The organism is Paenibacillus sp. FJAT-26967 (assembly GCF_001541095.1).
Classification (GTDB): Bacteria; Bacillota; Bacilli; order Paenibacillales; family NBRC-103111; genus Paenibacillus_F.
This window is the reverse complement of sequence record NZ_LMXH01000001.1, coordinates 2,007,919-2,020,139: the sequence shown is the minus strand read 5'-3', so window position 1 is coordinate 2,020,139 and position 12,221 is coordinate 2,007,919. Positions and strand designations below refer to the sequence as shown.

Sequence of the window (12,221 nt, the reverse complement as noted above, 5' to 3'; positions counted from 1 at the left end):
TTATTAGCCTTGATAGACTCATGTCAATAATTATCCCTTGATAGCACCTGCCACACCCTCAACAAAATAGCGCTGCAGCAGGATAAAAACCGCCAGAATCGGCAGCAGCGAAATACTGGCAGCGGCCGCCATTCCCGTCCAATCCATGGTCTGCTCGCCGACAAACTGGTACATCCCCACACCTAGCGTGCGCAGCTCAGGCCTTGATAACGTAAACACAAGCGGCATCAGGAACGCGTTCCACGTCCACATGAACTGCATAATAGCCGCTGTTGCGATCATAGGTTTAGCGAGCGGCAGCATAATTTGCACGAATGTCCGGAAAAATCCGCTGCCGTCCATTTCCGCCGATTCCTCCAGCTCCTTGGGAAGCCCTCTGAAATAGGCGACAAACAGCAGGATGAAAAGCACATGTCCGCCGCCTACCTCTGCCAGGATAATGCCCCAGAGCGAATTGTTCAGCCCCAGTTCATTTACCAGCATGTAGACCGGAATAAGTGTATATCCTTTGGGCATGAACATGGTGGCCGTAATCGCTGAGATGAACAATAACCTGCCCCGAAATTGATACCGGCCGACCGCATATCCTGTCAGCGAGCATACTGCAACGACAATCACCACGACGGCAAGGGTTATCAGGACCGTATTCCAGAAGTAAACCGAGAAATGGGCTGTCTCCCAAGCCCTCCGGTAATTATCGAACTGGAATGTCTCGGGCAGCAGCTTGATACCTGATACGATGTATTCGTTGTTCGTTTTGAAAGAAGACATCAACATCCATATGAACGGATAAATCCATACCGCTCCCATAGTTATCAGGAGGAGATGGGCCGCTATCAGCAGCGGCGAACGGCGGCCCCGCTTTCTTGTCATGATCAATCGTCCCCCCTACAGCCCCGAATTTGTACGCCCTCCGCTAAGCTTCACTAACGCTCCCAGCAGCAGCGAGATGAACATGACCGCAATCCCGTAAACGACTCCTGCGGCAGAAGCGAAACCTACTCTTGCCTCTCCCTGACCTGAGAAGGCATACCGGTAAATATAGACATCGACCATATCCGTCTTAAAAGCCGGGCCGCCCTCGGTCATAGCTTTGACCAGATCGAACACATGCAGTGCATTTACGGCCGATACGAGAATAATGACGCTTCCTACCGGAATCAGAAGAGGCACGGTGATGTACCGGAACAGCTGCAAGGCGGATGCACCGTCAATGCGGGCAGCCTCGAAGAGCTCTCGGGGCAGAGATTGAATACCCGCCAACCAGTAAATAAGCTTCATGCCGAAGCTTTTCCAGATCCCGACCAGAATGACAATGAGCATGGCCGTATCAGCGGAACCGAGCCAATCCACCGGCTTATCCAGTAATCCGATCCTCATCAGTACTTCATTGGCGAGCCCTTTGTATGCACCGAATATAAAACGCATGACGAGTCCGACAACCGCTGTTGTCGTCACAACCGGCAAAAAATAAACCGTCCGGTAGAGGACTTTGCCTCGCATACGACTTGAATTGAGCAGCAAAGCCAGCAGCAGAGCGAGCGGAACCTGAATACCGACAAGCCAGGCCATGAATACAAGACTGTTGCGGAATGCATTCCAAAAGAGCGGATCGGTCATCGTTTCTTTGAAATTCCGCCATCCGATGAAATTCTGAAGCGGTCCATATCCCGACCAGTCAAAAAATGCATACACATAACTCATCACTATGGGATACACCGTGAATAGTAAAAACAAAATCAGCTGCGGAGCGATAAACAGCCAGCACCATAGTACCTTGCGGGTACGGTTATGTACGCTGGCACGCTTGCGTTCCGTACGTACACCTTGGCGGGTATGCGCAGCAGTATCCATTGTGTACACCCCCTTCATCCATTTCATTGCGGCTAACAAAAAAGAGACTCCTCCCTTATCTGACTCTAAGGAAAGACGTCTCCGGCAGTCCGGTCTGTCGTCTTACGGGTGATAGGCTCATCTATCTGCTCAAAGCCTTGTTATGCAAAATTACATGTAATAATCTCTAATGTACTAAACACATAGTTATACTTGGTTTAAAATCAAAAGTACTTCTTAAGCAACATTCCTTGCAATCCCACTCATGAACAAGGAACCCAACCGTCTGACGCATCCAGCGATACTTGCGGTGCTGGTCTTGCCACTGCTTTAAGCTATTGCATAAATAGGCGATATCCATGCGCATTGACCGTTAACCTGTCTGATCTCCACATGATACACGTCACAATCGGATTCGATGGTATCATCGCGCCATGTTTCCTTCAATGTATACAATCTTTCATTAACAGCGCGGTGAATCACGAACGCTTCGGAGTTGTATGCCCTCAGATGAGCCGTACGGTTCCCGAGCAGCAGTTCTCCTACTGTTGCCTCCATCCTTGTACCGTTCAGGTCCACTTGGACAACGGTATGACGGTCTCCCTCCACTTCAAGAATCAGTCCCCCCGTGTGCGAATGAAGAGTTGTCGGATTCCGGAATGTCGTACAAGTCCATTCAACCGTTGACTCCGACTGGCTGACGATTGCATTGCCCAGTGCGTTCATCCCCGGATCATCTTTTATATCCGGAGTCGGAGCAAGAATACTGCGCCCCCGAAAACACGTTTCTGAAGAAAGAAGCCTGCCTCCCGAAATATCGGCCCTGCCTTCCCAGAAACAGCCGTTCTTAGCGTTGCCCCAGCCGGATTCTATTCTCACTTTGTAAGTGCTTAGCCCTGCATTTGACGTATCTGCCCCGTTACAAGTATTTGGGGCGAGATCTTCGCCGTTAAAGACTTTGTACGGCTTTAAATTTTTGAAAACGACAACTTTGTCGAGCTGGTCACAGCCCGTCACTTCAAGTTCGAATTCACGCTGCCTTGCCTTCAGTTCGCTTCCCATCGGCATTTTGTTAAGTGTGAAGCGGCAGCCGATTTTATCTCCTGTCACCGCATACGTTCTGCGAGCAAGAATGGCTTCCCATATGGCCTCACGTGTCTTCGATTCGGCTAGTACAGCCACTCTGCCGTCTCCGTACGAACCCGGATAACCCGCATGGTGGTCGGTCGATCCGATGAAGCCGAAGCGCAGTTTGCGCTCGAGCGCCGCGTACACGCTGGATCTGGAGTCCCGTGGTCCCATATCGTGGTAATAAGGATAAGGACTCTGATCGGACAACCCGCTGCCATGCTTGGAATATACTTCGACCACCGGACTGACCGCCGGATTGAAGCTCTCCCAATTGCCGCCCCGATAACCCGGTGTATAGCCGACATGATGAGGCACCGCAATAACCCGATACCCGTTTAACTGTTCCAGTATAGCTGCAATCGAGCTTCCCTCTACCAATGGGAGCTCATCGTCCGGCGACAAAAAATGATGATCGCCATATCGGCTGGAATGGGCTTCATAGCCTTGAAAGGTTACAAATTCATGAGGAATGTGAAACTTCTTCACAGTATCCCGCACCTTTTCCCAGTCTCTGCGCAGTTTGGCAAAGCCCTCTGTATGAAAATCAACCAGATATTCAAGACCGTTGGTGCGCGCCGGCATGTCGGACCAGGAAGCATGACCGATAATCGCGCAGAAGTCCAGCTGTCCCCTGGCAGCTGCGAGAGCATTCTCCAGACTGCCGAAGCCATAGCTTATGCCGCAGTGATTATGCAAATCTCCCCAATACCTATTCATCTTGATCTCTCCTATACTAGGATAGCTGACGGCGGATGCCGCAGTCTTATTATGATTTCATCCCGTTCACCAGAATGTTTCCTTCTGTCCCCTTAATTTTGCCAGCGCTTCTATATAAAAATAGTCACCGTAAATCAATCCGGCATCGATATTTTTAGCTGCCGGAAAGTTGCCGGTACCGTGGAGCAGAATTGCTTCATCCCGGTCGTCCCATACGGCGTAATGCTCGCTTAAGGATTCCAGGATTCGCCGGGCCTGTTCTTCATAATGAAATGAAGCAGTACTTACCGATTCCCCGGCGGAGCTCTCCTCTATAAGTTCGGCCAGCAGCAGCAACCCTCCGGCTGCAACAGCTGCCGCCGATGAATCCTTGGGCGCCCGCCCTACGTCCGGGATTCTGAAATCCCAGTAAGGAACTCTGTCACCTGGCAGGTTATCCAAGAAGAAATCGGCTACCCGCCTGCTGCCTTGCAGATACGCCTCATTCTTCGTATAACGGTAACACAGCGCGAGGCCGTATAACGCCCAAGCCGCTCCCCTCGCCCAAGCCGAATCAGGGGCATATCCCTGACCGGCTAACGCTTCGAGCATTTCACCCGTATCCGGATCGAAAGCCACAATGTGGCGGCACGATCCGTCTTCCCGGACGAAATGTCTAAGCACGGTATCCGCATGCTCGGCTGCAATATGCCGGTACCGCGGATCTTTGGTCTCGGCAGAAGCCCAGAGCAGAAGGCTCAGGTTCATTGTGCAGTCCACAATCGCTAAGCCTGCATTATCCCGGGTGCCGATTCCCGAGTCTTCATTCCAGGCGCGGATAAATTTCCCGCGTACATTAAATCTTCCGGCGAGCCAAGAGGCGACTTTAAGCGCGCGAACTTTGGATAGCGGATTCCCATTCAATTTGTAGTTCGCAACCGAAGTCAGCTGCCAAATAAAGCCTACATCGTGATGAAGATTTACGAACTTGTCTATCGCCTCGTCCAGCTTATGCTCGCACTTTTCTGCCGTTTCCCGCAGATTCTCGTCCTTGGTCTCCCGGTACACCACCCAGAGGATTCCCGGCCAGAAACCCGCCGTCCACACATGCGGCAGAATTCGATCATACTTCCCGCTGCGGGATGCATGAACGAACCCGGCGCCGATTGCGGAGTTTGCCCGGGTTGTCTTGCGGACAACACCCTGCCAGGCTTCCTCCAGCCAATTTTGCGCGACATTTAAATTTTCAATCTTCGGCATGTTCATGACTCCTTGCTGTAACGTTACGATTTAAACGGTCCGTAATCGGACAAAAACCGGCTGTACGCACACTCCGGTATGTTCACCAAATCCCCGGTACCGAGCATATGCTCTCTTAGCTTCTCCAGCATTGAAGCGATTCGTCCGCTTTGTTCGGCATCAAAAGCCAAATTATTCATCTCGGAAGGATCCGTATCTGTGTCATACAGCTCGATATACAATTCGTCCTTAAACAAGTCAACGATCAATTTATAAAACCCTTCGATGACACACCGCTGGAAGTTACCCCGGGCACCATTCCCATCGAACTGAATAAAAATCCGGTCGCGATCCAGCCGTTTATTATTCCCGTTAATTAATGGCATTAAAGAAATTCCGGACAGCTTCTCCGGCATACCGATTTGCAAATAGTCACAAAGCGTAGGCACAACATCCACAGCGCTGACGAGTGCATGGCTGCTTCGTAAAGCCGGAGGCGAACTTGCCGGAAACTTCAGAATAAGCGGTGTACGGACGGCTTCTTCATACATACACATTTTCTGCCAAAGCCGGTGTGAACCGAGCATCTCTCCATGGTCACTGGTAAAAACCAGGAGGGTATCTTCATAAATCCCCTGCCGTTTAAGCTCAGTGACCAGCTCGCCGACACAGTGGTCAAGCAGCGCAACCAGCCCCAGATAGACCCTCCAGACGGGCAGCCACGCTTCTCGAGAATACGAGCTCCCGAGCATACCGGGTAAGTTGTACAACTGTAGAGGCGACTGATTGAGACCCCAACGACCCACATTGGCCGGCAAATCCGCTTCTTTGAACATCGAATACCAGGGCTCAGGAATGTGCAAAGGCGGATGCGGTGCCAGGAACATGGCACTGAGCGCAAAAGGTTTACCCGGATCCCGGTGACGGAGTGCATATAAAGAATCGCGAAGGATGAAGCCGTCATAAAAATATTCAAAGCCCTCCTCATAACATCCTATCGCCGGAATGGAGTAGTTTCTCGGCCGGGTGATTCTCCCGTAGGCCTGTTCGGGAACGGGGCCCTGAAATGAAGGGCCGCCAGGCTTTTGCTTCCCCCGCTCTTGGAGAAACGCCTGGTAGCGCTGTTCCAGCGGGAGCCAGGTGGTCTTACTGTCCGGTACAGTCTCAGGCTTCGGTTCGGTAAAGAGGTGCTGCTTGCCGGTATGCCAGCTGTCCCAATCTTCCTCCAGCAGGTCATACCAGTGTGTGTGACCGGATTGCACACAGCCGTGCTGCTTTTCTTGCCCGGTCCAGGGATTAATTAGAGAGCCGGTTACATTCGGATATTTTCCTGTCAAGAAGGCTCCCCGGGCAGGAACGCACAGTGGAGAAGCGCAGTAAGCTCTGCGGAAATCTACACTTTCCGATTGAAGCTTATTCAGATTAGGTGTGTGCTCACCAAGCGCATCCCATCTTAATTGATCGGCCATAATGACAACAACATGGGGTTTAGCCCTCAATCTTCTTCACCCTTTTCGAAGCTTAACAGTCGGGTTCAAGCCAAAACTTATAATTCACATAAAATTAGTAGGGTATTAACCAAAAAAAATGTTCTTTCTCTCCGCTTAACCGGACACGGCTTCTTTACTTCTTTTGATCGGCCCGAATTCGAACGATCAAAGCTGTTGAGTAAGTCCGTTTGTACGGTCCTTGTAAATTACATTCATCTTAAGGCATATTCTTTACTTTTGTCAATATTTAAACATAGTGGATATTTTTTTAGCGTTCATGCAGAATAAACCTTCTGTTTCATTGCTATGTGTCTGCGATTTTGATATTTTTGAAATACTTGACCGTGTGCTTCGGAGAACGATCCGTCTCATACAGCTTGTACGAAAAGCGAAAGGATGCATTATGGACAATAATCGCAAGGCTGCCGATCAGAAAGGCAGTAAAACAGCCGTCATTCAAATGCTTCGCATCTACGGTCCGATGTCTCGGATCGAATTGGCCCAGCGGACCGATTTGAGCCGGGCCACGATTTCCATTACCATTCAGGAACTGATTGAGCTCGGACTCATCCACGAAACTGAAATCCGCCAGTCAACCGGGGGGAGGCCTCCTACCAACGTGGAACTGGTGCCGGGTTCTCATGCGGCGCTCGGCGCCGATCTCAATCAGGAAGGCTGGATGCTGGGAGCTTTCGATCTGCTCGGCCGGACGTTGGCAAGCAAACGCATTACTTTCAGTCCCTTTACACAGGAGGCTGCTTTTCGCGCCTTAATTGATGCAATTCCATTATTTATTTCAGAATTAGACAAAAGTCCGATGCCACTCCTCGGTATCGCTCTTCCCGGCATTGTGGATTCCCATCAGGGCCTTCTGCGAAGCTCAGCCGTTCTCGGCTGGCAGCAGGTCAGTTGGGCCAGCGAATTCGAACGCGAACTTGGCTGGCCGACCACTCTTCTTAACCGGAGCCGGGCCCGTGGACTCTCGGAGTGCCGGTACGGGGCCGGCAAATCGTACCGGCATATGATCTACATCGGAATCGATGCCGGGATCGGGGCCGGTATTTACATCGACCGGGAATTGATCCACGGTGCAGCAGGCGGTGCCGGTGAAATCGGACATACGACCGTGACCGACCACGGACCGTTATGCCCCTGCGGCAACACGGGCTGTCTCCAGATGGTATCCGCCGCTCATGCGATTGAGAGGGAAGCCCGCAGACAGCTCCGCTTGGGCACACCTTCCCTGCTTCAGCAGCCTGAGCTTGATCTGCAGCTGCTACGGTACGAACATATCTGCCAAGCAGCCGAAGACGGCGACGAGCTTGCACTCCAGATTATCGGGAATGCAGCCGCTTACTTGGGCACTGCTATGGCCAATCTGGTCAACTTGCTCAACCCCGAAGCGATAATTCTGGGAGGACCTGTCCCTGCAGACAGTCCCTACTATGTTAAGGCGGCGGAGAAGGTAATGAGGCAGCGTGCCATGAGCACGTTGTCACGTAACACGGAAGTAAAGCTTAGCCGATTCCTAGAAACCGGCGGTGCGCTAGGAGCAGCAAACTTCATGCTGGACAGACATCTGACTTTCTCCCACCTGCTGCCTTAAGTCAGATTCAGGAGCCGCCGTACGACAGGAAGCCGCTTTAATCAGCGGCTTTTCGTCATTTATTTTCAGTCGCGGTAAACTCCCGCGTAATGATTAGCAGCTTCATGATCGCCTTTATCACGCAGTCTTTGTACCCAGTCCTCCAGCGTAACGTATTTCCAAGGTCCGGTTTCAACGACTTTTTGCAGCGGATCTGTTGAATGCCCCGGCTTGCCCAAGTGCTCATGCAGCCATTGTGACAAACGATGGTCCATTTCTTTTACTATATCGGGATGCAGATCAGCCACATTAGTGGTCTGATTCGGATCGTGTTCCATGTCATACAAACTGACCGGTTCGAAATTATACAAACCCGGATGGTAGGTCCGGATAAAATACCACTTCTGATCGCGGACCGCCCGCTGGCACGTATAAAGGGCGTGATCCATCACCAAATAGTCACGCCCCTGCCAGTGTTCTCCTCTTAATACCGCAGAGAACGAAGCGCCATCCCAGCCTGAAGGGACAGGCAATCCTGCCAGATCCGTAATCGTGGCCACAACATCTACATTGTAGATGAGGCCGTTCACAACGGTTCCGGGCTTCGTGATCCCCGGCGCTTTAATAATAAGCGGAAGATGGTGAACTGATTCCGTGGCACTCGCATGCTCGGCATAGATTCCATGCTCACCCAGGGATTCACCGTGATCTGCGCTGATAATGAAGCACACCTCGTCTTGAATGCCCAGCTCATGCAGTGTCTGGACAATCTCGCCTACATGCTTGTCCATATAGCTGATGCCTCCGTCATAACCGTTCAAGAGATCAATATAATCCTTCCGGTTTGCGATCCGATTCGGCATTGTTGCCGGGAACACACGGTCCGTATGCAAATAAGCCGCCGAATGCGGGAATCGGTCCGTTTGATGTGCGGCGATCTCTTCTTCGGATGGGTATGGCTTTGCCGGATGCTCTCTCCATTGCTCGGCAAATTCCTGCGGATACGTGTACAATGTATGCGGGTCCCAATACTGAATGTGCAGAAAATAGTTCTCCTCCAAGCCGTGACTTCGCAGCCAGGGGATTACCGCTGCATTCACCTCGTCGGCATCTTCATTGCCTTCCTTCAGAGTATGGGTATGGACCTCGTTCCAGCCGGCAAAGTACCACCAGGCATGATGACGATCGCCGAAGGATGAGAAAGTAACCGTCCTGTATCCAGCTTCCCTCAGTCTCCTTGTAAAGAAAGCATACGTTTCACTATGAGTTTCACCTTCTGGATAATAAAAATCATAGCCAGGTCCCCAGTGTGTCATAGCCCCGTGATTAACAGCAAATCGTCCGCTCATAAAACTTGCTCTGGAAGGCACACAAGGAGATGAAGCACAGTAACAATGATTGAACCTTACACCCTTGGCTGCGATGGCATCGATGTTCGGTGTCGTATTCCGTGCATAGCCGTAGCATCCCATGTGATCAGGTCTTAATGAATCAATATCCAAATAGATCATGCGCATAATTATCACCTCTACCTTTCAGTTAATCATTCTAGTATTCCTATGTAAATACTATGAATAATTTCCTGCAAATCATATAGCAAAAGAAACTTTATTTCAAGAGTCGTTTGCTTCAAAGAAGAAAAGTCCGCCTGCTGGAGGCGGACTTTTCTGATGAGATATGTTTACACGCTTACTGCCGCCACACGATTTCTGCCCTCATCCTTTGCCTGCTGCAGCGCTCTTTCAGCTGCATGAAGTAATTGATCGGGACTGCTGTCCAAACCTCCTGAAGCTTCAGGAACACCGGAAGATACACCTAGAGTGACGGTCAGGAATTCGCCGCCTTCCGAATGCGTCTGGGGGATCTGCATCGACAGAACGCCTAAGCGGATCTGTTCAGCCAAATTCTCCGCCTTCTCCAGAGATGCGTTTAATTGAAGTGCGAAAGTGTCCCCTCTGTATCTCGCAATCATCGCTCCATAAGGTTTGCCGACCGCCATAAGGATGTCCGATATCCACTGGAGGCACGTATCTCCCCCCTGGAAGCCGTGCATGGCGTTATAGGCTTCAAAATGATCAATGTCCATAAGAATAACAGACAAAGGGCTCTGATTATCCAAGCCCAGTTGCCACTCTTCTGTGAGATGTTTGTCAAAAGAAAACCGGTTAGGCATCTCAGTCAGCGAGTCCGTGTGAATCATGTTGTTCAAGCTGCTCCGGATCTTAGCGAAATCTTCGCGTCCTTCTTCTTCTTTTTTACGCGCAATGACGAAAAAAGAGGGCTGGCCGCTAAAGGTAACTTGAGCGAGTGTAATTTCCAACTGATGTTCGGTTCCGGTCAAATCCCTCATAATTCCTTCTGTTGAGTATAAAGGAATCGAAGATTCCGTTAATTCATTCATCTTTGCTTGGAAGATAGACCGAAAATCTGTATGCATGAATTCTGAAATATCTCTGCCAGTCAGAATTTCAGAGGATTCCGCTCTGAAAAGATCTGTCCCCTGTTGATTGCTGTACTGGATTCGATTGTCCGTAATCGTAAAGAATGCAACGGGAGAATGCTCCATTAGCTGAAGGTATCTCTTCTCATTTTCTTTAAGCTGCCTGGAGTTCTGCTGTGCCTGTTCCTCCGCGTGGCGCATTTGATTCTCCGTCTGTTTGAGGACAATAGATTTAAGGTCCGGCAGCGTCCTCAGTTCTTTTGCTTTCCATGCAACCGACGTACACTCGACAACCTCTCTCCATTTCTCAAAAGACTTGCGGGGAGATAGACGGTATCCGTCATTTTCTTTTAAGACAGCTTTAGCAGGATCTCCCGCCCATTCTACAATTTGAACGACCTCGGGGCGGAACCAGATGATGTAATCTTTAAGGTCCGGCGATAAGGCCAGATAGAGCGCCCCCGATGCTTTATTCTTGTAGAATCGGGCAGGAAGATATTCGCGGCTCAACCGTGAGGTATGGTATTCGTAATCTTCGGATTGTTCAGCAAGCCAAGAAGCTAAGCTGTGAATCTCTTCTTTGGCAGGCGTCTGTCCGAACACAACAAGTTTGTCCTTGTAACTGACAGCCGCTCCAGTCGCACTCATCACATCCAGCAGTGATTTTCCTTCCAGCTGAAGCTGCTCCATAACCCGATGCGCACTCGTATTGCCGATGAAAATATTCGATATTCGGTTGGCCAGTGTTTTCAGTTCAATCTCTGACTGGTAATCATCCAACTGCTGTCTCTGATAGAGCTCACTGGAGAAAAAGAAACCTAAGAAATTACACAAATTACGGATACGGTGAGAAATATATTTGGGTGAATAATGATGGCAGGTAATCATGCCCCAAAGCTGATTCTCATGGATTAAGGAGAGAGTCGTCGTAGCGCCGACACCCATATTTTGCAAATATTCGATGTGAAGTGGCGAAACACTCCGCAGGGTAGATAAGCTCAAATTAAGAGGCTTGCCTGTTTGCGGATGCAGGGTCGGGATAATTTTGACCGGGACATAATTTACATCGACGATGGTACGGAGCCAATTACGCAAGTAAAGCTCTCTGGCCTGTTTGGGGATATCAGTTGCAGGATAATGATGACCAAGAAACGGCTCCAGCCCTTCTTCTTTCGCTTCAGCGATTACCTTGCCGTTCCATTCCTCATCGAATTCATAAACCATCACTCTATCGTAACCCAGCATTTCCTTCATCTGCTCGGCCGCAATTTGACTGGCTTCAGCGCGGTCCCCCGCCTCTTTGATTCTGCAAAAGAATGTCTGGATCCATTCATAATCTTTATCCGGTTCATTCTGACCGGAAGCGGGCTCCATCTCCAGAATGAGGAGACCTTCACTTTGATGAAGAATGCAATAAAACAAGACGGACCGGGTATTCACGTCAATCTGCAGAGTAAGATAGTGAAGCTTGGAAGAATCATACGTACGGCGCGTAAGCTCTTCTTGAATGGCGGCTACCTGCTCGTTCCCAAATAGATCCGTGAGCGGCGTACCCAGCAATTCAGATGCCGGTATCCCCAGGTAGTTCTCGGTATTTACACTGCATTGAACAATCCTCGGATGTTCGCTGGAATAGGACACGGCCAGAAGAACACCATGGGGCTGAATGAGACCCGGAATATGGATCGGTTCCTTGTCGCAGTTCGTCAAATCGATCTCTTCGTTTAATTCATAGTTTCCCTCTGTCAGAAGTGTACGGTTGAGAATTTCTTTGTCTCTCTGTTTTTCCGATTTGGACATGCAGGCT

8 protein-coding genes are annotated in these 12,221 nt (G+C 50.2%); 1 reads left to right on the top strand and 7 read right to left on the bottom strand.

From position 1 onward, the window contains the following. Positions 1–30: 30 nt before the first annotated feature. The 5 genes from AR333_RS08990 to AR333_RS08970 all read right to left on the bottom strand — a co-directional run bounded on the left by AR333_RS08990 (position 31) and on the right by AR333_RS08970 (position 6,398). On the bottom strand, positions 31–873 hold the full coding sequence (locus tag AR333_RS08990; protein WP_068774917.1) for a carbohydrate ABC transporter permease: 843 nt from the start codon (positions 871–873) through the stop codon (positions 31–33). 15 nt (positions 874–888) lie between these two features. Beyond that, complete coding sequence (locus tag AR333_RS08985; RefSeq protein WP_068774916.1) at positions 889–1,854, bottom strand: carbohydrate ABC transporter permease; 966 nt, start codon at positions 1,852–1,854, stop codon at positions 889–891. Between the two features lie 309 nt (positions 1,855–2,163). Next, the gene (locus AR333_RS08980; protein ID WP_068774915.1) at positions 2,164–3,681 is read right to left on the bottom strand and encodes a DUF3604 domain-containing protein; all 1,518 of its coding nucleotides are present in this window, start codon (positions 3,679–3,681) and stop codon (positions 2,164–2,166) included. 66 nt (positions 3,682–3,747) lie between these two features. Next, positions 3,748–4,920: a glycoside hydrolase family 88 protein gene (locus tag AR333_RS08975; RefSeq protein WP_068774914.1), complete on the bottom strand. Its 1,173-nt coding sequence runs from the start codon at positions 4,918–4,920 to the stop codon at positions 3,748–3,750. A gap of 23 nt (positions 4,921–4,943) precedes the next feature. Further along, positions 4,944–6,398: a sulfatase gene (locus tag AR333_RS08970; protein ID WP_253735753.1), complete on the bottom strand. Its 1,455-nt coding sequence runs from the start codon at positions 6,396–6,398 to the stop codon at positions 4,944–4,946. A gap of 394 nt (positions 6,399–6,792) precedes the next feature. Here AR333_RS08970 and AR333_RS08965 point away from each other — a divergent pair, with 394 nt between their 5' ends. Further along, positions 6,793–7,995: an ROK family transcriptional regulator gene (locus tag AR333_RS08965; protein WP_068774912.1), complete on the top strand. Its 1,203-nt coding sequence runs from the start codon at positions 6,793–6,795 to the stop codon at positions 7,993–7,995. Between the two features lie 65 nt (positions 7,996–8,060). Here the strand turns inward: AR333_RS08965 and AR333_RS08960 are convergent, their stop codons facing one another. Together AR333_RS08960 and AR333_RS08955 are read right to left on the bottom strand one after the other, a co-directional pair. Then, the gene (locus AR333_RS08960) at positions 8,061–9,491 is read right to left on the bottom strand and encodes a sulfatase (protein ID WP_068774911.1); all 1,431 of its coding nucleotides are present in this window, start codon (positions 9,489–9,491) and stop codon (positions 8,061–8,063) included. A gap of 164 nt (positions 9,492–9,655) precedes the next feature. Continuing rightward, positions 9,656–12,214: a diguanylate cyclase gene (locus AR333_RS08955; protein WP_068774910.1), complete on the bottom strand. Its 2,559-nt coding sequence runs from the start codon at positions 12,212–12,214 to the stop codon at positions 9,656–9,658. Positions 12,215–12,221: the final 7 nt, after the last annotated feature.

Excerpts from the sequence above, each read along its gene's own strand:
- AR333_RS08980 (WP_068774915.1), bottom strand. The coding sequence starts at position 3,681 with ATGAATAGGTATTGGGGAGATTTGCATAATCACTGCGGCATAAGCTAT.
- AR333_RS08975 (WP_068774914.1), bottom strand. The coding sequence starts at position 4,920 with ATGCCGAAGATTGAAAATTTAAATGTCGCGCAAAATTGGCTGGAGGAA.
- AR333_RS08990 (WP_068774917.1), bottom strand. The coding sequence starts at position 873 with ATGACAAGAAAGCGGGGCCGCCGTTCGCCGCTGCTGATAGCGGCCCAT.
- AR333_RS08985 (WP_068774916.1), bottom strand. The coding sequence starts at position 1,854 with ATGGATACTGCTGCGCATACCCGCCAAGGTGTACGTACGGAACGCAAG.
- AR333_RS08960 (WP_068774911.1), bottom strand. The coding sequence starts at position 9,491 with ATGCGCATGATCTATTTGGATATTGATTCATTAAGACCTGATCACATG.
- AR333_RS08955 (WP_068774910.1), bottom strand. The coding sequence starts at position 12,214 with ATGTCCAAATCGGAAAAACAGAGAGACAAAGAAATTCTCAACCGTACA.
- AR333_RS08965 (WP_068774912.1), top strand. The coding sequence starts at position 6,793 with ATGGACAATAATCGCAAGGCTGCCGATCAGAAAGGCAGTAAAACAGCC.